This is a genomic window from Collinsella aerofaciens (genome assembly GCF_964243765.1).
Taxonomy (GTDB): domain Bacteria; phylum Actinomycetota; class Coriobacteriia; order Coriobacteriales; family Coriobacteriaceae; genus Collinsella; species Collinsella aerofaciens_BU.
Window position 1 is genome coordinate 12,698 of sequence record NZ_CAXTGI010000001.1, and the last position, 22,528, is coordinate 35,225.

21 protein-coding genes and 1 tRNA gene are annotated in these 22,528 nt (G+C 60.6%); 19 read left to right on the forward strand and 3 right to left on the reverse strand.

Annotation, left to right across the window (positions count from 1 at the left end):
- Positions 1 to 73 precede the first annotated feature (73 nt).
- The 16 genes from ACESSC_RS00060 to ACESSC_RS00135 all read left to right on the forward strand — a co-directional run bounded on the left by ACESSC_RS00060 (position 74) and on the right by ACESSC_RS00135 (position 17,459).
- Positions 74 to 1,636: a Mur ligase family protein gene (locus ACESSC_RS00060; RefSeq protein ID WP_373160745.1), complete on the forward strand. Its 1,563-nt coding sequence runs from the start codon at positions 74 to 76 to the stop codon at positions 1,634 to 1,636.
- A gap of 107 nt (positions 1,637 to 1,743) precedes the next feature.
- Entirely contained in the window at positions 1,744 to 2,655 is a 912-nt protein-coding gene (locus ACESSC_RS00065) for an HAD family hydrolase (RefSeq protein ID WP_099432110.1), read from the forward strand.
- Between the two features lie 51 nt (positions 2,656 to 2,706).
- On the forward strand, positions 2,707 to 3,591 hold the full coding sequence (gene murI / locus ACESSC_RS00070) for a glutamate racemase (RefSeq protein WP_117806091.1): 885 nt from the start codon (positions 2,707 to 2,709) through the stop codon (positions 3,589 to 3,591).
- A gap of 54 nt (positions 3,592 to 3,645) precedes the next feature.
- On the forward strand, positions 3,646 to 4,371 hold the full coding sequence (gene rph, locus ACESSC_RS00075) for a ribonuclease PH (RefSeq protein WP_117758663.1): 726 nt from the start codon (positions 3,646 to 3,648) through the stop codon (positions 4,369 to 4,371).
- 142 nt (positions 4,372 to 4,513) lie between these two features.
- Complete coding sequence (rdgB, locus tag ACESSC_RS00080) at positions 4,514 to 5,155, forward strand: RdgB/HAM1 family non-canonical purine NTP pyrophosphatase (RefSeq protein WP_373160747.1); 642 nt, start codon at positions 4,514 to 4,516, stop codon at positions 5,153 to 5,155.
- A 3-nt stretch (positions 5,156 to 5,158) separates the two neighbouring features.
- Positions 5,159 to 5,605 (forward strand): D-aminoacyl-tRNA deacylase, encoded by a 447-nt coding sequence (gene dtd, locus ACESSC_RS00085; RefSeq protein WP_089572532.1) that lies wholly within the window; start codon positions 5,159 to 5,161, stop codon positions 5,603 to 5,605.
- A gap of 114 nt (positions 5,606 to 5,719) precedes the next feature.
- Positions 5,720 to 6,016: a Veg family protein gene (locus ACESSC_RS00090; protein WP_373160749.1), complete on the forward strand. Its 297-nt coding sequence runs from the start codon at positions 5,720 to 5,722 to the stop codon at positions 6,014 to 6,016.
- Between the two features lie 2 nt (positions 6,017 to 6,018).
- On the forward strand, positions 6,019 to 6,915 hold the full coding sequence (gene ispE, locus ACESSC_RS00095) for a 4-(cytidine 5'-diphospho)-2-C-methyl-D-erythritol kinase (protein WP_373160751.1): 897 nt from the start codon (positions 6,019 to 6,021) through the stop codon (positions 6,913 to 6,915).
- 49 nt (positions 6,916 to 6,964) lie between these two features.
- Positions 6,965 to 7,041: transfer RNA gene (locus ACESSC_RS00100), tRNA-Pro, on the forward strand.
- A 112-nt stretch (positions 7,042 to 7,153) separates the two neighbouring features.
- Positions 7,154 to 7,429 (forward strand): twin-arginine translocase TatA/TatE family subunit, encoded by a 276-nt coding sequence (tatA, locus tag ACESSC_RS00105; RefSeq protein WP_022094895.1) that lies wholly within the window; start codon positions 7,154 to 7,156, stop codon positions 7,427 to 7,429.
- Between the two features lie 106 nt (positions 7,430 to 7,535).
- The gene (gene greA, locus ACESSC_RS00110) at positions 7,536 to 8,006 is read left to right on the forward strand and encodes a transcription elongation factor GreA (protein WP_006234960.1); all 471 of its coding nucleotides are present in this window, start codon (positions 7,536 to 7,538) and stop codon (positions 8,004 to 8,006) included.
- Between the two features lie 79 nt (positions 8,007 to 8,085).
- Positions 8,086 to 10,050, forward strand: coding sequence for a lysine--tRNA ligase (gene lysS / locus ACESSC_RS00115; RefSeq protein ID WP_117563801.1), 1,965 nt, complete (start codon positions 8,086 to 8,088; stop codon positions 10,048 to 10,050).
- 320 nt (positions 10,051 to 10,370) lie between these two features.
- A complete protein-coding gene (locus ACESSC_RS00120; RefSeq protein WP_373160753.1) occupies positions 10,371 to 11,939 on the forward strand; it encodes a threonine/serine exporter family protein in 1,569 nt (522 codons plus the stop codon).
- A gap of 313 nt (positions 11,940 to 12,252) precedes the next feature.
- On the forward strand, positions 12,253 to 12,846 hold the full coding sequence (locus ACESSC_RS00125) for a DUF2798 domain-containing protein (RefSeq protein ID WP_373160755.1): 594 nt from the start codon (positions 12,253 to 12,255) through the stop codon (positions 12,844 to 12,846).
- 187 nt (positions 12,847 to 13,033) lie between these two features.
- Positions 13,034 to 15,676, forward strand: a complete 2,643-nt coding sequence (locus ACESSC_RS00130) for an ATP-dependent Clp protease ATP-binding subunit (protein ID WP_373160757.1) — start codon at positions 13,034 to 13,036, stop codon at positions 15,674 to 15,676.
- A gap of 325 nt (positions 15,677 to 16,001) precedes the next feature.
- Positions 16,002 to 17,459, forward strand: a complete 1,458-nt coding sequence (locus ACESSC_RS00135) for an aminoacyl-histidine dipeptidase (protein ID WP_373160759.1) — start codon at positions 16,002 to 16,004, stop codon at positions 17,457 to 17,459.
- 126 nt (positions 17,460 to 17,585) lie between these two features.
- On the opposite strand, the gene ACESSC_RS00140 is transcribed toward ACESSC_RS00135, so the two are convergent.
- From ACESSC_RS00140 to ACESSC_RS00150, 3 genes are all read right to left on the reverse strand, one after another.
- The gene (locus ACESSC_RS00140) at positions 17,586 to 18,890 is read right to left on the reverse strand and encodes a type II toxin-antitoxin system HipA family toxin (protein WP_373160761.1); all 1,305 of its coding nucleotides are present in this window, start codon (positions 18,888 to 18,890) and stop codon (positions 17,586 to 17,588) included.
- On the reverse strand, positions 18,891 to 19,322 hold the full coding sequence (locus tag ACESSC_RS00145) for a helix-turn-helix domain-containing protein (protein ID WP_373160763.1): 432 nt from the start codon (positions 19,320 to 19,322) through the stop codon (positions 18,891 to 18,893).
- Positions 19,323 to 19,445: 123 nt separating this feature from the next.
- Positions 19,446 to 20,024: a manganese efflux pump MntP gene (locus tag ACESSC_RS00150; RefSeq protein ID WP_373160764.1), complete on the reverse strand. Its 579-nt coding sequence runs from the start codon at positions 20,022 to 20,024 to the stop codon at positions 19,446 to 19,448.
- A 248-nt stretch (positions 20,025 to 20,272) separates the two neighbouring features.
- On the opposite strand from ACESSC_RS00150, the gene disA reads away from it, so the two are divergent.
- From disA to ispF, 3 genes are read left to right on the forward strand one after another with little or no spacing between them, the layout of a single operon-like run.
- The gene (gene disA, locus ACESSC_RS00155; RefSeq protein ID WP_373160952.1) at positions 20,273 to 21,313 is read left to right on the forward strand and encodes a DNA integrity scanning diadenylate cyclase DisA; all 1,041 of its coding nucleotides are present in this window, start codon (positions 20,273 to 20,275) and stop codon (positions 21,311 to 21,313) included.
- Complete coding sequence (ispD, locus tag ACESSC_RS00160; RefSeq protein ID WP_373160765.1) at positions 21,313 to 22,041, forward strand: 2-C-methyl-D-erythritol 4-phosphate cytidylyltransferase; 729 nt, start codon at positions 21,313 to 21,315, stop codon at positions 22,039 to 22,041. The genes disA and ispD overlap by 1 nt, the downstream gene beginning before the upstream one ends.
- Complete coding sequence (gene ispF / locus ACESSC_RS00165) at positions 22,031 to 22,525, forward strand: 2-C-methyl-D-erythritol 2,4-cyclodiphosphate synthase (RefSeq protein WP_006234975.1); 495 nt, start codon at positions 22,031 to 22,033, stop codon at positions 22,523 to 22,525. Before ispD ends, ispF begins: the two co-directional genes overlap by 11 nt.
- Positions 22,526 to 22,528: the final 3 nt, after the last annotated feature.

Below are 22,528 nucleotides of genomic sequence, written 5' to 3' on the forward strand. Positions count from 1 at the left end.
GAGCCGTTTTTGCGTGGGTGCGTTTCAGTTACTATAAAAACCGTCCCTGCCAAATGGCTGAGAAAGGCGAAAGATGCACCATTCGGATTCCGCGACCGTGACCACGGTCGATACGCTTGCCAAGCTTCTCGATGTGTGCGGCGAGCTGCGCGCATCAGAGCAGGTTGACGAGCGTGCCGTGACCGGCTGCTCGTTTGATTCGCGCGCGGTCTCGGCAGGTGACGTGTTCTTTTGCAAAGGCGCTGCCTTTAAGCCCGCGTTTTTGAGCATGGCGCTCGATGCGGGCGCCGTCGCATTTGTGTGCGAAGAGTCGCTGGTCGAGTCTCTGGAACCGCTGGCGCAGGAGAGCGGTGCTGCGATGCTGGTTGTTGATAGCGTTCGCACGGCCATGGCCCTGTTGCCGCCGGAGGTCTACGACCGTCCCGACCACGACGTCAAGATCGTGGGCATCACCGGTACCAAGGGAAAGACCACGGCCGCTTTTATGCTCCAGTCGATTATCAAGGCAGCGGGCGAGTCTTGCGGCATGATCGGCTCGGTGAGTACCGACGATGGCATCGAGTGCTATGAGAGCACCAATACTACGCCCGAGGCCCCCGAGGTCTGGCGCCATATCGCCAACTGCCGCACGTCCGGTCGCCAGTCCATGGTCATGGAGGTCTCGAGCCAGGCGCTCAAGTACCAACGCGTCGAGAATCTGCCGTTTGACGTGGCGTGCTTCCTCAACATCGGCCGCGACCACATCTCGCCGATCGAACACCCCACGTTTGAGGATTATTTTGAGAGCAAACTCAGGATCTTTGACCAGGCAAAGACCGCCGTGGTGAACCTGGGCACCGAAGAGGTTGACCGTGTGCTGGAGGCAGCGTCGACGGCCGAGCGCTTGGTGACCGTTGGCGTCGAGCATCCCGAGGCAAGCCTGTGGGCAAGCGATGTCCGCATGGTCGGCTTTAACATCGAGTTTAACCTGCATGGCCTGTGTGCCGACGAGTCCGAGGCGGGGGAGAAGGTCCTGCTGGGTATCGCGGGCGACTTTAACGTGGAAAACGCGCTGGTCGCTATCGCCGCTGCGCGCGAGATCGGCATCGGTATCGAGGCTATCAAGAAGGGCCTCTCCAAACTGCGTGTACCGGGCCGTATGGAGGTCGTGGAGTCGAAGGACGGCCGCGTGATCTGCGTCGTTGACTATGCGCACAACCAGCTTTCGTTCCGTTCGCTTTTCTCGTCGGTCAAGCGCGCGTTTCCCGCTAGTCCAGTCATTGCAGTGTTTGGCGCTGCCGGCGGCAAGGCGCAGGAGCGCCGCGAGCAGCTTCCGCGCGAGGCCGCACCATATTCTGATTTGCTGATCTTTACCAACGAGGATCCGGCTCACGAGGACCCGATGAAGGTCTGTCGCGAGCTTGCCGAGCATGTTCCCGACGATACCCCGAACAAGATCGTCCTCGATCGCGAGGCTGCTGTGCACGCGGCATTCAAGGCGGCGCGCGAGGAATACGTCAGCCCCGATGCGCCCACCATCGTCTTGCTGTTGGCAAAGGGCGACGAGGAGCTCATGCACGTGGGCGACGAGTTCGTGCCCATCGAGAGCGACCTTTCGCTGGCCAATCGCCTGATCGATGTTACCCAGTTTGACTAATGAACCATGATGGCGGCGGCGCCCTGAGTGCGCTGTCGCCATAAGCGTGTTCCCTCAATCAAAACATGCCGTCCAAGTCCAAACCCTTCTACGTAAACGGAGTAACCATGTCCCACAACACCCTGCCGACCGTTGCCGAGCTTTCGGGCGAGATGCGCGAGCGCTTGGCCAAGGTCAAGTACGTCTTTACCGACCTGGATGCCACGATGCTCGCGCCCGGCTCGTGCGTGCTGCGCGACAACGACGGTAACCCCTCGACCAAACTCGTCGAGGCCGTCGTGGCACTTGCCCGCGCTGGCATTCAGGTGGTTCCCACCTCGGGCCGCAACCGTACCATGATCCACGAGGACGCGCGCGTGCTCGGCCTCAACTCCTACATTGGTGAGATGGGTGGCCTGGTCATGTACGACCTCAAAGCCAACGATTGGGAGTATCTGACCGGCGACATGCCCTACGACCCCTCTTGCGGTCTCACGCCGCACCAGGTGATCGAGCAGACCGGCGTGTGCGAGAAGATCCTCGCCCGCTGGCCGCACAAGATCGAGTATCACAACGACATGTCGACCGGCTACAAGTACCGCGAGGTCACCGTCGGCATGCGCGGCGACATCCCCGATGACGAGGCGCAGGCCATCCTCGACGAGGCCGGCTGCGGCCTGGTGTGGGCCTGTAACGGTCACCTGACGCATCTGTCCAAGCCGACGACGCTCGAGCTCGATCGCGTCGAGGACGGTCGCGCGTTCAACATCAACCCCGCGGGTCTCAACAAAGGCGTCGCCATTGCGCGCTTCTGCGAGCACCTGGGGATCGAGCGCGAGGAGACGCTCGCGCTCGGCGACTCCGAGTCCGACTTCTACATGGCCGATCACGTGGGCACGTTCTGCCTGGTCGAGAATGGCCTGACGAGCGCCGGCGCGCCCGAGTTCCTGGCTGCTTGCGAGAACGCTTTCGTTACGCGCGGCAAAATTGTCGACGGTTGGGCGGCGACGGCAGAGCTGCTGGTCGCGGCGCGTTCGTAGCGCGGCGTCGCCGCACTTGGACATGTCTTTTCGAGAGAGACTGGTGAGGTAATGTCCGATATCGAGAATCCGGCAGGCGACACGCGCCCGATTGGCGTGTTCGATTCTGGTTTGGGCGGTCTGACGGTTGCGCGCGCCATCGCGACGGCGCTGCCGCATGAGTCCGTCTACTACTTCGGCGACACCAAACGCTGCCCCTACGGCACGCGCACCGAGGATGAGGTGCGCTCGTTTGCGTTGCAGGCGGGCCGTTGGCTGTCGAAGCACGACGTCAAGATTATGGTCATCGCCTGCAACACGGCGACAGCTGCGGCCTTGCGTCTGGCCCAGCAGGTGCTCGACGTTCCCGTGATCGGCGTGATCGCGCCGGGTGCCCGTGCGGCAATCAACAGCACCCGCACGCGTCGCGTAGGCGTGCTCGCCACCAACCTCACCATTCGCTCGGGCGCTTACACGCGCGCCATTCAGGATCTAGATGCCGGCGTCGACGTATACGGCTGCCCCGCCTCGAGCTTTGTCGAGGTTGTCGAACACGAGCTCGCCTCGGGTGCGCATCTGCAAGAGCAGTGGCTTGAGAACGAGGACATCTTCGATACGCCTGCCGTGCGTGCGCTGGTGGGTGCCACGGTTGAGCCACTGCGCGACCACGGTATCGATACCGTGGTGCTCGGCTGTACGCATTTTCCGCTGTTGGTGGGACCTATCCGCCATGCGCTGGGGCCTGGGGTACGCGTCGTGAGTTCCGCCGAGGAGACCACGCGCGAGCTGACCGATATCCTCACGCGCCGCGAGCAGCTGGCGGGCGTCGCCGCCGAGCCGCAGCATCGTTTTGCCACGACGGCCGATAACATTGCCGAGTTTGCGGTGGCGGGCAGCTTTATCTTTGGTCAGCCGCTCAAGAGCATTGAGCATATCGATATCGATGAGCTGAAATAGATGTAAGGCCGCCGTCAGAGCCTTCGCCACACCTTTTGCCGAAAGGATTTTTCTATGGAGTACATGCAGGTCAACCGCGCCAACGGTCGCGCCGCCAACGAGTTGCGCCCCGTTAAGCTCACCCGTGGCGTCATGAAGCACGCCCACGGCTCGTGTTTTGCCGAGTTCGGTGACACGCGCGTGCTGTGCGCCGCCACAATCGAGGAGGGCGTGCCGGGCTGGCGAAAGGGAGCTAAGGCCGGCTGGGTGACCGCGGAATACGCCATGCTGCCGGCGTCGACCGGCAAGCGCTGCAAACGCGAGCACGCCAACCGCAAGGGTCGCTCCATGGAGATCGAGCGCCTCATTGGCCGCAGCCTGCGTACCGTCGTCAACATGAAGGCGCTCGGCGAGTACACCGTCACCGTCGACTGCGATGTGATTCAGGCCGATGGCGGTACGCGTACGGCGAGCATTACCGGCGCCTGGGTGGCGTTGCACGACGCCCTCGCCATGTGGGTCGAGGCGGGCAAAATCGAGCGCATCCCGCTTACCGGCCAGGTGGCCGCCATCTCCATGGGCGTTGTCGACGGCAATACGCTGCTTGACCTCGATTATTCCGAGGACAGCCATGCCGAAGTCGACATGAACCTCGTCGCCACCGACACCGGTGAGATGATCGAGCTCCAGGGCACCGGCGAGCAGGCGCCCTTTGACCGTAAGCGCCTCAACGCCCTGCTCGACCTGGGCGACAAAGGCATCGCCGAGCTCATCGAGCTCCAGCGCCAGGCCCTCGCCTAACCTGCAAAAAGGGACAGGTTTATTTTGGTAGGTTTTATCTGGGAAAACGTCGAAGTATAAGACTGCCGTTGATTGAGAGGGGAGAGGCGGAGGCCCTCGTCGCCCTCGGCGCGGCATTGCTATAGAGACAAGGAGACCACTCATGGCACTTGAGAAGATCGACATCGACACCCTCGACCCGGCGGCGACCATTGTCGTGGCAACGGGCAACGCCCATAAGCTCACCGAGATCGAGGCCATTTTAGGCAAGGTCATGCCCGAGGTTCGCTTTGTGGCGCTCGGCCAGCTGGGCGATTTTGAGGACCCCGAGGAAAACGGCACGACGTTTTTGGAGAACGCCATCATCAAGGCGCAGGCTGCCGTCGAAGAGACGGGGCTCATGGCCATTGCCGACGATTCGGGCTTGGTCGTCGACGCGCTTGACGGCGAGCCGGGCGTGTATAGCGCGCGCTATGCGGGCGTGCACGGAGACGATGCCGCCAACAACGCCAAGCTTCTCGTTAACCTGGAAGGCGTGGCGGACGAGGACCGCACCGCGCGCTTTATGAGCGTCGTTGCGCTTATCGACACGGATGGTCTGGTCACCTATGGCGAGGGCGCCTGCGAGGGCGTTGTCGCACACGAGGGCCGCGGCGATCACGGCTTTGGCTATGACCCGCTGTTCCTGCCGGTCGACACGCCGGGCAAGACCATGGCCGAGCTGACGGCGGACGAGAAGAACGCCATCAGCCATCGTTTCCACGCGCTCGAGCATCTGTCCGCCAAACTGACGGGCGAGGAGTAGGCCGTGCGTGCGGTGGTGCAGCGCGTACTCAACGCCGGCGTGACGGTCGACGGCGAGTGCGTGGGCAAAATTGGGCGCGGCTATCTGGTGCTGCTGGGCGTGGGCCACGGCGACACGCGCGCCGAGGCCGATAAGCTGTGGGGCAAGCTCCGCGGCTTGCGCATTAACGAGGACGAGAACGGCAAGACCAACCTGGCACTTGCCGATGTCGACGGCGAGGTTCTCGTAGTGTCGCAGTTCACGCTGTTCGCCGATTGCCGTCACGGCCGCCGCCCATCGTTTACGGATGCCGGCGCCCCCGATGTCGCCAACGAGCTCTACGAGTACTTCCTGACGCTCGTTCGTCAAGATGTCGAACACGTGGCGCACGGCATCTTTGGCGCCGATATGAAAGTCGACCTCGTCAACGACGGCCCATTCACCATCGTCCTCGATACCGACAATCTGTAAGTAGCCAAATTAGCTACTTGCGCGTGGTCGCAACAGGGTGCTATAGTATTATAGTTTTGTCTATCTTAGGGGTATTATCCCCTTTTTGAATTGCACCTTCTGGAGGCCCTGTTCATGGAAGAGATGGAAGTCAATCACGTCGACGACATCCACGAGAAGCTGACCGATATGGTGGGCGATCGCGTCAAGGTGAAGGCCAACATGGGCCGCACCCGCGTCGTCGAGCGCATGGGCACCATCAAGAGCGTCCACCCCGCCGTCTTTATAGTCGAGGTTGACGAACGTCGCGGCCGCAAGTCGCGTCAGTCCTACCAGTATATCGATGTCCTCACCGGGCAGGTCGAGCTGTTCGACCCCGAGAGCGGTGAGCACTTTTTTACCCCGCTCGGCAATCAGCTCGAGGAGCACTAACGGTGACCGATCGGTCCCTGACTCTTTCCGCGCCGGCAAAGATTAACCTCTACCTGGGGGTTCATACCGAGCGCGATGACCGCGGCTACCACAGGGTCGATTCCCTGATGGCAGCCGTCGGTCTTTCCGATTCCGTGACGGTCGCGCCGGCGCAGGCGCTGACCGTCCAGACGGTTCCGGCATCAGATTTTCCCATGCAAAAGAATACGGCGTATCGGGCTGCGGTTGCTATGGCCGAGCATTATGGTCGCGAGGCAAACATCTGCGTGACGATTGAGAAGCGCATTCCATTGTGCGCCGGCTTGGGCGGCCCCTCGACGGATGCGGCCGCGGTCATTGTCGCCTTGGCGGAGCTCTGGGGAATTGATCGCACCGACCCCGCGCTCGACGACATTGCGCGGGGTATTGGTGCTGACGTCCCGTTCTTTTTGCACGCGAGCCTTGCGTTCTACGTAGGTGGGGGAGACGTGCTGGCAACTGAGTATCCCGCGCTGCCCGCAACGCCCGTCGTGTTGGTCAAGCCGCGCGAGGCAAGCGTTTCAACAATTGAAGCCTATCGACGTTTTGACGAGGCTCCGGTGCCTGCAGACAAGCCCGGCGCGATAGCTTCTGCCTTGCATGCTGGTGATGCCGAGATGGCATATGCGCTCATCCATAACAACCTAGGTGTCATTTCCGCACAGATGGAGCCGCAGATTCAAATGGTTCTCGATTGGCTGCGTAAACAGGACGGCACCGTTGCTGTAGATGTGTGCGGATCGGGTGCCTGCTCATTTGCCATTTGCGACACCGCCGCCACGGCCGAAAGGCTTGCCGACGCTGCCCAGCAAAACGGCTGGTGGTCCTGCGCGACGGAGCTCATTCCCAACACGGTTCAAATCGACGCGCCAAAGAAATAAAATTTTCTCTAGCACGCGGCGAAAATCTTTGTTACTATAGTCGAGCTAACGGGTTGTGGCTCAGTTTGGTAGAGCACTGCGTTCGGGACGCAGGGGTCGCTGGTTCAAATCCAGTCAACCCGACCAGAGCATGAGGAGGGACCGCTTCTTGCGGTCCCTTTTTTTAGCTATTGTTGTGATACCGCGATACCCGCGGTATACTCATTCGAGCTTGTCTCGCTGTATTGTGGAGGTCTAAATGTTTGGACTGAGGGCTCCTGAGCTCATCATTATTCTCGTCGTTGTCCTGATTATCTTCGGGCCCAAGAACCTGCCGAAGCTCGGCAAGTCCCTCGGCTCTACCGTCAAGAATATCCGTGAGGGTATGGAGGGCGACGATAAGGCCGAGACCAAGCAGGCCGAGGAGGTCGTGGTCGAGCAGTCCGAGGAGGACAAGGAGATCGCTGAGCTCGAGGCCAAGCTCGCTGCTGCCAAGAAGAAGCAGGCAGAGGACAGCGACGCGGACGCAGAGTAGTCCCATCCCTTTGGGGTGAGCACCTGACCGGCTTGCCCGCAGGCTAGCCGGTCTTTTTCGTTTTGTTGACAGTTGATTGTTTGATCAGAGTTGGGGAGATATCCGTATGGACGCAAGCCAGATCGTACTGACCGCTGAGGGCCGCCAGAAGCTCGTCGAGGAGCTCGCTTGGCGTGAGGGCGATTACGCCAAGGAGATCGTCGAGGACATCAAGGAAGCCCGCGCGTTCGGCGACCTTTCGGAGAACTCCGAGTACGACGCCGCCAAGGACAAGCAGGCCCAGAACGCCGCTCGTATTGCCGAGATCCAGGCCATCCTCGCCAACGCTCAGGTTGCTGCCACCACAGGTGATCTGACCGTCTCCATCGGTTCCACCGTTTCGCTGATTGATCCCAACGGCGAGGTCATGGAAGTCACGCTCGTCGGTACCACCGAGACCAACTCGCTCGAGCACAAGATTTCCAACGAGTCTCCGGTCGGTCACGCCATCATCGGTCACGGCGAGGGCGACTCCGTCGAGGTCGTTACGCCTTCCGGCAAGACTCGCGTCTACACCATCGCCAAGATTGCACGCTAGACCACGGTCCCGCGTAAAGGTTTGTTTTCGCTCCCTGGGACCGAATCCTGGGGAGCGTTTTAGTTTGAGGAGCTAACTTATGGCAGAGAACCAGAACGCCGCAGATCAGGCATCGACGCTCAACGACGAGCGCGCCACCCGCCTGGCCAAGCGCGCCGCCCTGTTCGAGGCGGGCCAGAACCCCTATCCCGAGCACTCTGAGCTTGAGGACTACGTTGCCGATATCGAGGCTAAGTACGCCGAGCTTGCCGATGGCGAGGACACCGAGGACGTCGTGAAGATCGCCGGCCGTGTGGTCGCCAAGCGCGGTCAGGGCAAGATCATGTTCATCGTCGTACGCGATGCGACTGCTGAGATTCAGCTGTTCTGCCGCATCAACGACATGGACGAGGCCGCCTGGAATACGCTCAAGTCCCTCGACCTGGGCGACATCCTGGGCGTGACCGGCGTGGTTGTGCGCACCCAGCGCGGCCAGCTTTCCGTTGCCCCTAAGAGCGCGACCCTGCTTGCCAAGGCCGTTCGTCCGCTGCCCGAGAAGTTCCACGGTCTTTCCGACAAGGAGACCCGCTATCGCCAGCGCTATGTTGACCTGATCGCCAACGACGACGTTCGCGAGACCTTCCGTAAGCGTTCGCAGATTCTCTCCACCTTCCGTCGCTTTATGGAGTCCGACGGCTACATGGAGGTCGAGACCCCCATCCTGCAGACCATCCAGGGCGGCGCTACTGCCAAGCCGTTCATCACGCACTTCAACGCGCTCGATCAGGAGTGCTACCTGCGCATTGCTACCGAGTTGCACCTCAAGCGCTGCATCGTCGGCGGTTTTGAGCGCGTGTTCGAGATCGGCCGTATCTTCCGTAACGAGGGCATGGACCTTACCCACAACCCCGAGTTCACCACGATGGAGGCCTATCGTGCCTTCTCCGACCTCGAGGGCATGAAGGCGCTCGCCCAAGGTGTCATTAAGGCGGCTAACAAGGCCATCGGCAACCCCGAGGTCATCGAGTACCAGGGCCAGACCATCGACCTTTCTGGTGAGTGGGCCAGCCGTCCCATGACCGACATCGTCTCCGACGTGCTCGGCAAACAGGTCACCATCGATACGCCGGTCGAGGAGCTTGCTGCTGCCGCGCGCGAGAAGGGCCTGGAGATTAAGCCCGAGTGGACCGCCGGCAAGATTATCGCCGAGATCTACGATGAGCTGGGCGAGGACACCATCGTCAACCCCACGTTCGTGTGCGATTACCCCATCGAGGTCAGTCCGCTTGCCAAGCGCTTTGAGGACGACCCGCGCCTGACGCACCGCTTTGAGTTGGTTATCGCCGGTCACGAGTACGCCAATGCGTTCTCCGAGCTCAACGACCCGGTCGACCAGGCCGAGCGCTTTGCCGCCCAGATGGCCGAGAAGGCTGGTGGCGACGATGAGGCCATGGAGTACGACGAGGACTACGTGCGCGCCCTCGAGTACGGTATGCCTCCCGCGGGCGGCATCGGCATCGGTATCGACCGCGTGGTCATGCTGCTCACCAACCAGGCTTCCATCCGCGACGTGCTGCTGTTCCCGCACATGAAGCCCGAGAAGGGTTTCCAGTCCGGTGCCGCTGCCGCCAAGGCTGCCGAGGCCGGCAACGCCGCGAGCCCGTTCGTTAAGTCGCTTAAGCCCACGCTCGATTACTCCAAGATCGCCGTCGAGCCGCTGTTTGAGGAGTTCGTCGACTTTGATACCTTCTCCAAGAGCGATTTCCGCGCTGTGAAGGTCAAGGCGTGCGAGGCCGTCAAGAAGTCCAAGAAGCTGCTGAACTTTACGCTCGACGACGGCACCGGCACCGACCGCACCATCCTCTCCGGCATTCACGGTTATTATGAGCCCGAGGACCTGGTCGGCAAGACCTTGCTCGCCATCACCAACCTGCCTCCGCGCAAGATGATGGGCATTCCCAGCTGCGGCATGCTCATCAGCGCTATCCACGAGGAGGATGGTGAGGAGCGTCTCAACCTGATCCAGCTCGACGCCTCCATCCCCGCCGGCGCAAAGATGTACTAGGGGGTTACGCGGTTCTACGAACCGCGTAACGGCTCGACGCTGCGCGGGCCGCATTTGGACAATCTGACGTTCAACTTCAAGGGCGCGACCAGAAGGTCAGCGCCCTTTCGTTTCACGTCACCTTGTCTCAAATGCGGCCCGCTCGCTGACGTTGCCAATATATCGGCGTTGCCTTGGCCGTCAATAGTCATTGGGGACGTTCTTAAACGACTACCCAACGGCTATTGAGCACATGGCTCGCATGGCAGCCGTCTCTTTTATGTTTCCTTTAGCCGTTGCTGCCTAGGATGGGGGTTAGTCGGTAGGAAGGGAGCGTCTATATGGACGACGCGAGCGAGCGTGCAATCGAAGAGGACATGCTCGATCAGTTCAATTACTTTGACGATGAGGATGAGGAGCTAATCGATCGTCGCGAGCCGGCATCGCTTGACTCATTTGATCTGGTCGATGAAGAGACTGATGAGGTTGAGGACGAATCAACGGAGCCCCCACAGTCTTCGCGCCTTGACTCGCTGCTTTCGAGAGCCCCCATGCACCACGGTGTTCGTGCCGGCGCACTCCATATGAAAACTGACTGGCACCAGATCGTGACGGCAGGCGATGAGCTTGCCGTCGATGCGCCGCTCACCGATAAGTCATCCATCATCTGCCGCACCGGTATGCTTATGCTCGCGAGCGGAACGGGTGCCTGGCGTGTACGCGATACCATGAATCGCGTCGCCGCCGTACTCGGTGTCACCGTCCACGTTGACTTAAGTCTTCTGTCGTTTGAGTGCACCTGCATCGAAGATGGCCACTGCTTTAACGAGGTTGTCAGCCTGCCCACAACGGGAGTCAATACCCATCGCATTTGGATGATGGAGAGCTTCCTAAAGGAAATCGAGACGTATGGGCGCCGGTTTACCGTGCACGAATACCACGAGATGCTCAAGACCGTTGAGAGTTCAAAACCCGATTACTCTCCCTGGCAACAGGGCCTTGCGGCAGCTTGTGCTTGCGGCGCCTTCGTCTTTTTGCTCGGCGGCGGCCCTATCGAGATGGCCTGCGCATTCGTAGGCGCTGGTGTTGGCAACTTTGCTCGCTCTCATATTCTCAAGCAGGGTCTTGGCCAGTTTAGCGCGCTGACGATTGGCGTTGCGCTCGCTTGCGTTTCGTATCTGCTGGCATTGCTCGGCCTTGGCCAGGTCGTACCGGGGGCAATGTCGCACCAAGAAGGCTATATCGGCGCCATGCTCTTTGTGATTCCCGGCTTTCCCCTCATTACGGCAGGCCTCGACATCGCTAAGCTCGATATGCGAAGCGGCATTGAGCGTCTTTCGTATGCCGTGTCGATTATTGTGATGGCGACCCTTGTGGGCTGGATGGTTGCCGAGTGTGTGGGGCTGGCACCGGATGATTTTGCCCCGCTCGGCCTTTCGCCGCTTGCCCTTACGCTCCTGCGCGTGGTGATGAGCTTCGTTGGCGTATTCGGCTTCTCGGTGATGTTCAACAGCCCGGTAAAGATGGCCGCGGCAGCTGGGCTGATCGGCGCCGTGTCCAATACCTTGCGCCTTACGCTCGTCGATGCGCCGACGATGCTTCCCTTCCTGGGCCTCAGCGCGGGAATGCCTCCCGAGGCGGCAGCGTTTATCGGCGCGCTGGTATCGGGCCTGCTCGCGAGCTTAGCCGAAATCAAGCTCACCTACCCACGTATCGCCCTCACGGTGCCATCGATTGTCATTATGGTGCCGGGCTTGTATCTGTATCGCTCGATGTATTACATGTGCACCTTCGACACGGTCAATATGCTCGGCTGGTTTGTGCGTGCAGTGCTCATCGTGGCGTTTTTGCCTGTTGGCCTGGGCGTGGCGCGTACGCTCACCGACCCCCGCTGGCGCCACACCAGCTAATTGGTGCAAGGGGGACAGGTTACTTTGCACCAAATGAGCTGCGGTGAAATAGGGACTGAATTGCTGCTTAAAGGGTCAAAACAGTCCGTATTCCACCGCAACTTATGGGGTCGGGGGATTATTGGTGCCCTGCATCTCCATAAACTCAACGCTTACGAAGCGCGGGGTTTTCGTGCTAGGCTGGTTCCACCACATAAGTAGTCGCAGACGCACGTATCACGGGCGGGCGAGATGAAGTCCCAACAGCTCCATCTTGCCCGCCCGTTTTTGTTGCGTGGTGCCGTGGCGTAACACAGAAAGGATTTTGCCCTTTATGCCTATCAACAAACGAGAGAGCCTGCTGTTCACCTTTATCATGTGCTTTTGTATGGTGCTTTGGATGAGCATCTACAACGTTGCCCTGCAGCATGGGGCCATCAACGGCGAGGTTGTTGCGGCCGCGTGGCTCGGCTTCCCCGTTGCCTACGTTTTTGCCATGTGCTGCGACTGGTTTGTCGCCAGCCCGCTCGCCAAGGGTTTCGCCTTTAAATTCCTGGTCACGCCGGGCAAGAGCTCGCCGATTGCCATGACGCTCGCCGTCAGCTCCTGCATGGTCGTTCCTATGGTCATCATCATGTCGCTCTACGGTGCGTGCGAGGGCCTGTTCCACATGCCCGGCGGCCCGCTCGCCAACCTGCAGCTGCTGCCGATGATGTGGCTCGTTAACATTCTGCGCAACTTTATCATGGCCCTGCCCTGGAACCTGCTGGTGGCCGGTCCGGTTGCTCGCTTTGTCTTCCGCCGCGCCTTCCCCATGGGCACGGTCTTTGCCGAGCCGCACATGGAGCTCGTGCGCATGCCGGGCGCTCCCGTTGCCGATGCCGTCAATGACGTTGCCGAGAGCATGGACGCCGAGCCCGCCTGCTAGGCAGCAGCTCAAAACCAAACCGCCAAACGGACCCGAGCAATTCCTTTTTTGTAGACGTTGTCGCGCGGCTACGGGCGGGAAAGGTCCCAACGGTTAACATATACTCCATATGGGTAAAGAGACCAAAGCGCTGCCGCGGGGCGGCGCTTTGCGTTTGAAAAAACTAGCTCGTCTAAGAGGAACTAGCATGTTAGACCGTTTTACCGATCGCGCGCGTAAGGTCATGTCCATGGCCAAGCAAGAAGCGCTCGATCTTCACTCAAATAAGGTGGGTACCGAGCACCTGCTGCTTGCACTCGCCAAGGAGGACGAGGGCATTGCCGCCGAGGCACTGCGTTCGCTCGATATCTCCTACGACGACATCATGGATACTCTTAAAGAGGTCCAGACCACGGTTCCCGAGCCCAGTGAGGAGACCGAGGCGGCCAAGCTCGCCTTTACGCCGCTCGTCATTAGCGTGATGGAGCGTTCATTCCGCGTGGCGCGTGAGAACAACCAGACCTACGTGTCGACCGAGCACTTGCTGATCGGCATCGTCGAAGAGGGCAACGGCATGGCCATGGACATCCTCATGCGCCTGGGTGTGTCGTCCGCCTCCATCAAAAAGGCTATCGAGAAACTCACCGCCAAGGACCAGGATAAGAAGCGTCCGCTCGCTGGCGCCGGTGCTGGTCGTCCCGGTACGGGCCTGCCGTTCTTTAGCGGCTCGGATGCCTCTCAGCAAAAGGGGAGCGGTACCGATACACTTAAGCAGTTCGCGACCAACCTTACGCAGAAGGCGCGCGACGGCGAACTCGATCCGGTGATCGGCCGCGAAAAGGAAGTCCAGCGTATGATGGAAATTCTTTCGCGCCGCACCAAGAACAATCCGCTTATCCTGGGCGATCCCGGCGTGGGTAAGACGGCCATCGTCGAGGGCCTGGCTCAGCAGATCGCCGCCGGCAACGTGCCCGAGAACCTCATGAACCAGAACATCTGGACGCTCGACCTGCCGGGTCTTGTCGCGGGCGCCAAGTATCGCGGTGAGTTCGAGGAGCGCCTCAAGAACGTGATCCAGGAGGCAACCGAGGCCGACAACGTCATCCTGTTTATCGATGAGATGCACACCATCATCGGTGCCGGTTCCGCCGAGGGCTCCATCGACGCGAGCTCCATGCTCAAGCCGGTGCTCGCGCGCGGCGCTTTCCAGATTATCGGTGCCACCACGGCCGAGGAGTTCCGCAAGTACCTCACCAAGGACCCGGCCTTCGAGCGTCGCTTCCAGACCATCGATGTCGAGGAGCCGAGTGTCGAGGACACGGTCAAGATCCTAACTGCGCTCAAGCCGCGCTACGAGGAGCACCACCACGTGCGTTACACGCAGGGTGCCATCGAGGCCGCCGCGAACCTTTCCAACCGCTACATCCAGGATCGCTTCCTGCCCGATAAGGCCATCGACCTCATCGACGAGGCCGGTGCCCGTGCTCGCATCGCCGCGAATCGCGCGCCCGAGCCGGTGCGCGAGGCCGAGCATCGTATAGAGGAGCTCAAGGCCGCCGCACAGGAGGCTACCGAGAGCGACGATATGAATAAGGCCGCCGAGATCACCGAGCAGCAGAAGGCTGCCGAGATCGAACTCGCCGAGGCCAAGGCTGCCTGGACCGCCGAGCTCGACGCCAGCCCGCTCACCATCGATGTGAGTCAGATCGCCGATATCGTGTCCGTGACTTCGGGCGTGCCGGTGTCCTCGCTTACCGAGAGCGAGAGCCGTCGCCTGCTGCAGGCAGAAAGCGTGCTCAAGACGCGCATCATCGGTCAGGATGAGGCTGTCGAGGCCGTTGCCAAGGCCGTGCGCCGCAGCCGCTCGCCGCTCAAGGACCCGCGTCGCCCCGGCGGCAGCTTTATCTTCCTGGGTCCCACCGGCACGGGCAAGACCGAGCTCGCCAAGACGCTCGCCGAGTACCTCTTTGGCAGCAAGGACGCGCTCATCAGCTTCGACATGTCCGAGTTCGGTAGCGAGTTCGAGGTTTCCAAGCTCATCGGCAGCCCTCCGGGTTACGTCGGTCACGACGAGGGCGGCCAGCTCACCAAGGCCGTTCGTCGCCACCCGTACTCGGTCGTGCTGTTCGACGAGATCGAGAAGGCACACCCCGATATCTTCAACATCCTGCTGCAGGTGCTGGAGGAGGGTCGCCTGACCGATAGCCAGGGCAAGACGGTCGACTTCCGCAACACCGTGATCATCATGACGTCCAACGTGGGCGCCCGCGAGATCGCACAGGATGCGAGCGTTGGCTTTGGCACCACCGGCGAGCAGGGCCTCACCTCGAGTGAGATCCGCGGCCGCGCGATGGGCGAGCTCAAGCGCCTGTTCCGCCCCGAGCTGCTCAACCGCATCGATGACATCGTGGTGTTCCAGAAGCTCTCGGGCGAGAATCTCACCAAGATCGCGCACCTGCTGGTGGACGACCTGCGTCAGCGTTTGATTGCCAACGGCATGAACATCAAGCTCACCGATGCGGCCTATGACAAGATCGTGGCCGAGGGCACCGACCTCACCAACGGTGCGCGTCCGCTGCGCCGTGCTATTCAAAAGCTCATCGAGGACCCGCTGTCCGAGGAGCTTCTGGCCGGTGAGTGGGGCGAGGGCGATACCGTCCTGTGCGACGTGGCCGATGGCAAGTTCGTCTTTAGCCACGGCACGGGCGAGATCCCGGCACCGCGTCCGGCAGGTACGCTCGGTGGCGATACCACCCCGGCGGCACCGCACACCGGCAACGTCGCGCCCGTGAGCGGCGGCGTGACCTCGGGCCCCGGCGGCATGATGCAAGCCGGTTCCGGCGCGCTGTAGGGCGTAACAAAACCTTGTGTCCACGAGGGCGTTCCAAAGGAGCGCCCTTTTTCTGTTGGAAAGCCCCCTTCGTTCAAAGTAGGGCTCATTAAACATATCAATGGCGTATGCATAAACGTTGATCAAGCGTTGAGGTTGGTTGAAGGGTCCAACGTCCCTTCGGCGCGGCCCGTCTAACCTGCTTTATCTTAATAAAGTGGCGTCTTCCCGCCGTTAGCCGATGATGCAAGGGCGCTCGGCGTTTTCGACTGGTTTATGCACGCAAAGTCTGGGAATATACAAGGCGCATGTCTTACTGTCTAACCAGTTGCGCCAAGGAGGCACCATGGATTACAAGATCACCGGCTACGAGCCCGCCCAGCTGTTCCATTTCTTTGAGGAGGTCAGCGCGATCCCCCGTGGGTCTGGCAACGAGAAGGGCATCAGCGATTTCCTGGTTGCGTTTGCCAAGGAGCGCGGCCTCGATGTGTACCAGGACGAGGTCTACAACGTCATCATTCGCAAGCCCGCTTCTGCCGGCGCCGAGAATGCCCCGACCGTGATGCTGCAGGGCCACATCGATATGGTGTGCGACAAGTTGGGCTCCGTTGAGCACGACTTTACGACCGACGGTATCGACCTGGTCGTCAAGGACGGCGTCCTCACCGCTAACGGCACCACCCTGGGCGCCGACAACGGTATCGCCGTCGCTCTGATGCTCACTGTTCTCGATGACGATTCGATCGTTCACCCCGCCCTCGAGTGCGTATTCACCACCGACGAGGAGACTGGCCTGGTCGGCGCCGAGACGCTCGACAAGTCCCAGATTAGCGCCCGCACCATGATCAACCTCGACTCCGAGGAAGAGGGCGTGGCCACCGTCAGCTGCGCCGGCGGCGTCGTCGTTACCTACACCTGCCCCATCGTGCGCAAGCACAAGACCGGTAGCACCCTCACGCTCGACATCTCCGGCCTGCTGGGCGGTCACTCCGGCTCCGACATCAACCTGGAGCGCGGCAACGGCAACCTCATCATGGCCCGTATCATCGATCGCCTGATGGTCGCCGGCGAGCCCGCCATCGTCAGCTTTAACGGCGGCACCAAGGACAACGCCATCAACCGCGAGTGCAAGGCTGTTCTGGTCTACGCCGACCACGCTGCCGCCGAGGCCGCGGCCCAGATCGCAAAGGGCATCATCGCCGACGTCACTGCCGAGCTCGAGGTCTTCGACCCCGGCTTTACCTGCACCGTCGAGATTGCCGACGACGCCGAGGTCGAGGCCATGGATCAGAAGTCCGCGCTTGCCCTCATCCGCGCCCTGCGTCTTGCCCCTAACGGCGTGATTCGCCGCAACGTCGCCACCGACGGCTCCGTCGAGGTTTCCTCCAACATCGGCGTGGTCGCCACTTCCGACGACCAGGTCAAGATCATGCTGTCCCCGCGCTCCTCGATCACCTCGCTGCAGAACGAGTTCAAGGACCGCCTGCAGACGCTGGCCGATGTCTTGGGCTTCGACGCCAAGTTCGAGTTCGAGTATCCCGGCTGGAGCTATGCCGAGCATTCGCCGGTCCGCGACGTTTTTGTCGAGAGCTATCGCGAGCTCTTTGGCTCCGAGCTGCGCATCGAGTCCATTCACGCTGGCCTTGAGTGCGGCCTGTTTGCTGAGGCCCTGCACGGCCTGGACGCCATCGCCGTGGGCCCGACGCTCTCCGATGTCCACACCCCGGACGAGAGCATGGAGCTCGCTTCTGCCGAGCGCTTCTACGAGCTGCTCATCGACGTCCTCAAGCGCCTTGCCGCGTAAGGGTCGCGCTAGCAGCAGTTCGAGCCACGTGCTAGCGGATTGCAAATGACATTACGAGAGGGGGCATCCGAACTTTTGCGACGGGTGCCCCCCCTCTTCTTTTAAGAAATGTGGATTGATTGGCGCCTAGCCCATATCCGCCTTGATGAGGTCGAGGGTGCGCTGGCAGTTTTCGCGGACGGGGCCGAGCATGTGCTCGCGCAGGTCCGCCATGCCGGGCAGGTCGGCGTATTCGTCCATGATCTCTTCCATGCAAATGGGCACCTCGTAGGCGAGGTCCATCATGGTCGCAAAGCAAAACTTCTCGGATAGCCCGGCATCGGTGAGCGCCGCCTCCAGCGCGGGGTCGCCCATACCGTGGTATCGGCGGATAGCGCCTGGACCGATGCGCCCCACTCGATTTTCGCCGCCAACGCTCATGGCAAGGCGCGCCCGGCGGCGCATACGCTCGTACGCCAAGCCCGATGCGACATCGTACATGGGTGCGAGCGCTGCGTTTGTGCCTTTGCCTAGGATGAGCGAGTAGTTTTTAGCGTGTGCGTCAGGCGCTCCGATAATGGCGTTATAGAACAACATATAGGTAAAAAGCACAAGATTCATGTGGTGGGGGGCTGTGTTAATCAGTCGTTCTTGGATGTCTCGTGTGGTTGGTCCTCCGTCGGCGGTGTATTTCTGGCTTGGCAATACACCGAGCGCCTGGCAAAAGTCCTCCTGATGCAGCCTTTCGATATTTCCGCTGCTATTGACCATTCTGTCGTACCGTTCAACGACGAGCGCGGCTTCGTCTTCAAATGTGCAATAGGAGACGTTGGCAGTTGGAATGCCAACACGCCGAGCCGTTTTCATGCAGACGAATTCGTTTAAGGCCTGATGTTTGAACCCAACGACACCATTTTTGAAGATATGGGTAGTGGGGGATGACCCTAGACATTCGCACCATTGGCCATCATGCCAAGCTAGTGCAAATTTGCCTTGGTTGCCGCCTAGGGACCAGCTTTCGTTGGAGCCCATCCATGTCTCTCTTTCGTCATCGCGAATTGCTTTGAGCTTGTGAGCGATTTGAGAATTGGTAAGCGGGCGGTATGCCGAGACCCTGCCGCGGGCGGCGCCTAATTGATCGGTTCGACAAAACTGAACGGCCCCTGCGCAGTCAAGACCGATATGGCACAAGAGGGCGACGGGGTTGTTGGATGCAACGTCATACTCGGCGGCAATAGCGCGACGCTGCTCTTGACTGTCGGGCAAAAGGCCAAATAGGAACGGGCGGACGATGTTATGGCCATACGTGCGATTGGAAAGCGGCATTGTTAGCGATAGCGGTGCTCCGCGATAGGTTGGGGCGTATACAAAGCTGCAGAGTCCATGCTCGTCTTGCCGGAGAGTGCCTGCGATTTCGCCACAAATGAGGGTTGCAAGCTCCATCTCTGCCATTTATTTCACAACCTTACAGCCAAAGGAGAGGTCTGAAGTGCCGGAAAGGCCTTGCTCGGCTGCGATTTGGGCCAGCAGGGCACCATAGGAAGATGGCGTTCCTTGTCGGGCGGGTCGTCTGCCTACGCTTGGCTTTGGCAGGGCATTCGAGTTCGCGATAGGGAGGTCCGCTATCGTCGTCGGATGTTCGGAGGGCGATGCGATGGAGTCGTTATCGCTTTGCGCAAAGAGACCTATGTCGAGTGCGTTAAAGACGGTCAGTAACTTGTCGAGCCGAATACCCGTGGCGTCTCCTAGCTCGAGCGATGCGAGCAGGCGCTCCGAAACACCGGCTTTTTTAGCGAGCGCCGCACGGGTGATTCCCTGTGCCTCGCGTGCCTGGCGCACGTAGATGCCAGCTTGGCGCGGTGTGGTGATGGGAAGGGTATCCACGGCGATCTCCTAACGTGCAGACTTTTGCATATTAGTATGACATGCAAAAGTCTGCACGAATAGGCATTATGCAAAACTCTGCATGAGACCCCTACATTGACGTTGGCTTATGAGAGGCGTTTTTTATATCGTGAGGATCCCCAGATGCTCAAGTAAGATCTTAAGCCCGATGAGGACGAGTACGACGCCACCCACGATGGTGGCGGGTTTTTCGTAACGCGCGCCAAAGGTATGGCCGATCGCTACGCCGGCGACGGAGAAGATAAACGTTGTGACGCCGATAAGCGATACAGCGGGAACGATGTCAACCGAGAGCGCCGCAAACGAGATACCTACGGCTAGGGCGTCGATTGAGGTGGCGATGGCGAGGATCAGGTACTCGCCCAGGTCAATCTTTTCGGTATCCTTGCCGTCGCCTTCATTCTCGTCCTCGGTAAAGGCTTCCCACAGCATTTTGCCGCCGATAAAGGCCAAAAGGATAAAGGCGATCCAATGGTCGATGGGTCCGATGATGTCCATGAATTGACTGCCGAGCGCCCATCCGATTACGGGCATGCCGGCCTGAAAGCCGCCAAAGAACAGACCGAGCACCACGGCGACTTTAAGGTTGATCTTCTTCATGCCGAGACCCTTGCAGATGGAAACAGCAAAAGCGTCCATCGAAAGGCCAACGGCGAGCAACACGAGCTCTGCGAGTCCCATAGTCTGGCTCCCTCTCTGCGGGCGAGCCCGATTACGCGACTACTCCCTCATTTATATGAGACCCGATGCTACCACATGAGCAGTCAAAGGAGCCCCGTCCCAAATGAGCTACCTAAGCGGTGTTCGCTCATTCTGTAAGCATCGGATTTCGTGGCTGCTGCGGGGACAAACCGTGAGAAACTATTTAGCGTTTATGGAGCGTATACGATGGGAGCGATGCCTTGGATAAGAACGAGCTGCAAAAGCGTATGGAACAGGCCATCCGCCTGACGGCACCTGGTCAGCCGATCCGCAGCGCCCTCGACATGATCATCGCCGGTCACCTGGGCGCCCTTATCTGCGTCGGCGACACCGAAAACGTGCTCGCTGCCGGTAACGACGGCTTCCCGCTCAACATTTCGTTCACCTCGAACCGCCTGTTCGAGCTCTCCAAGATGGACGGCGCTATCGTTATCGACGGCGACCTCACCCAGATCCTGCGCGCCAACTTCCACCTCAATCCCGATCCCTCGCTTGCCACGAGCGAGACGGGCATGCGTCACCGCACCGCCGCTCGCATGTCGGTGCTCACCGATGCCATCGTGATCTCGGTCTCGGCCCGTCGTGCCGTCGTCAACGTGTACGTTCACGGTAAGAGCTACGAGATCCAGCCCGTCACCACCATCATGAGCTCGGTCAACCAGCTCGTCGCCACGCTCCAGACTACCCGTCAGTCGCTCGATCGCTCCCTGCTGCGCCTGACGGCCCTCGAGCTCGACGACTACGTTACGCTCGCCGACATTACCGGTATTTTCTCGAGCTTCGAGATCATGCAGCAGGCAAAGACCGAGCTTAAGGATTGCATCGTCAAGCTGGGCAACCAGGGCAAGCTCGTGCAGATGCAGCTCGAGCAGCTCGCCGGCTCCAGCATGGATACCGAGTACGACCTGATGATTCGCGACTATGCGAGCGATTCCTCCGAGGCAAACGCCGAGAAGATCCGCGCCGAGCTTAGCCGCATGACGCCCAAGGACTTGTCCGACCCACAGCATGTGGCGGCGGTTCTGGGCTACGACGACCTGGACGAGGACTCCGTCATGACGCCGCTGGGCCTGCGCACGCTTTCGCGCGTCTCCGTCGTGCGCGACGGCGTGGCCGAGAAGATTGTCGACGAGTACGGCTCGCTGCAGGAACTCATGGACGACATCAGCGAAGATCCGGAGCGCCTGGGCGACTTTGGCGTTAACAACCCTGCCATTCTTGCGGACTCCCTGTACCGCATGAAGGGCACCAAACAGGGGAACGCATAATGGCGCCCGTATGCGCCGTGGTCGTTGCCGGTGGCAGCGGCCAGCGCTTTGGTAACCCCGGTGGCAAGCAGCTCGTCAACGTTGCGGGCCGTCCGCTTATGAGCTGGTCCATCCGCGCGTTTGATCGGAGCGATAAGGTCGGCCACATCGTGGTGGTGTGTCCTGCCGAGCGTCGTGCCGAGATGCGCCGCCTGGCCATCGACCCGTTTGACTATGACACGCCCATCAGCTTTGCCGATGCCGGCAATACCCGTCAGGATTCCACCCGTGCCGGCGTGCATGCGGTTCCGGCAGGCTTTGAATACGTCGCCATTCACGACGGCGCTCGTCCGCTCATCACGACCGAGGCCATCGATCATGCGATCGACGTGCTTGTGGGCGACCGCTCGCTCGACGGTGTCGTGTGCGGTCAACCCGCGATCGACACGCTCAAGATCGTTGACGGCGATAACATCGTCGAGACGCCGCCGCGTGAGCTTTATTGGGCTGCGCAGACGCCGCAGATCTTTAGCGTCGATGCTATGAAGCGCGCCCACGCTGCAGCCATTGCCGAGGGCTTTATCGGCACCGATGATTCTTCGCTGGTTGAGCGCATGGGAGGACGCGTTCGCTGCGTCCAGAGCCCACGCGACAACCTTAAGGTGACGGTGCCCGAGGACCTGCGTCCCGTAACCGCGATTCTGCTCGGCCGCATGGCCGAGGGAGAGGACCTTCCCCATGTTCAGTAACCTGCGCATTGGCCATGGCTACGACGTTCACCGCCTGGTGGAGGGGCGTCGATGTATCATCGGCGGGGTTGACATTCCCTACGAGCGCGGTCTGCTGGGACACTCGGATGCCGATGTGCTCGCGCACGCGTTGGCCGACGCCATTCTGGGCGCCTGCCGCGGGGGAGACATCGGCAAACTGTTCCCCGACACCGATCCCGCCTACGAGGGCGCCGATTCGATGGTGCTGCTTGCCCGTGTGATGGACTATGCGCGCGAGCTGGGCTTTGAGTTTGTCGATGCCGACTGCACCATTGCCTGCCAGCAGCCCAAGATCACCCCACACCGCGATGCCATGCGCGCCAACCTGGCCCATGCTCTGGGCGTTGACGTCGAAAACGTGGGCGTCGCCGCCACTACGACCGAAAAGCTCGGTTGGGAAGGCCAAGGCGAGGGAATTGGCGCCTGGGCCGTCTGCCTGCTACAGAAAACCGTTAAGGAGTAACGA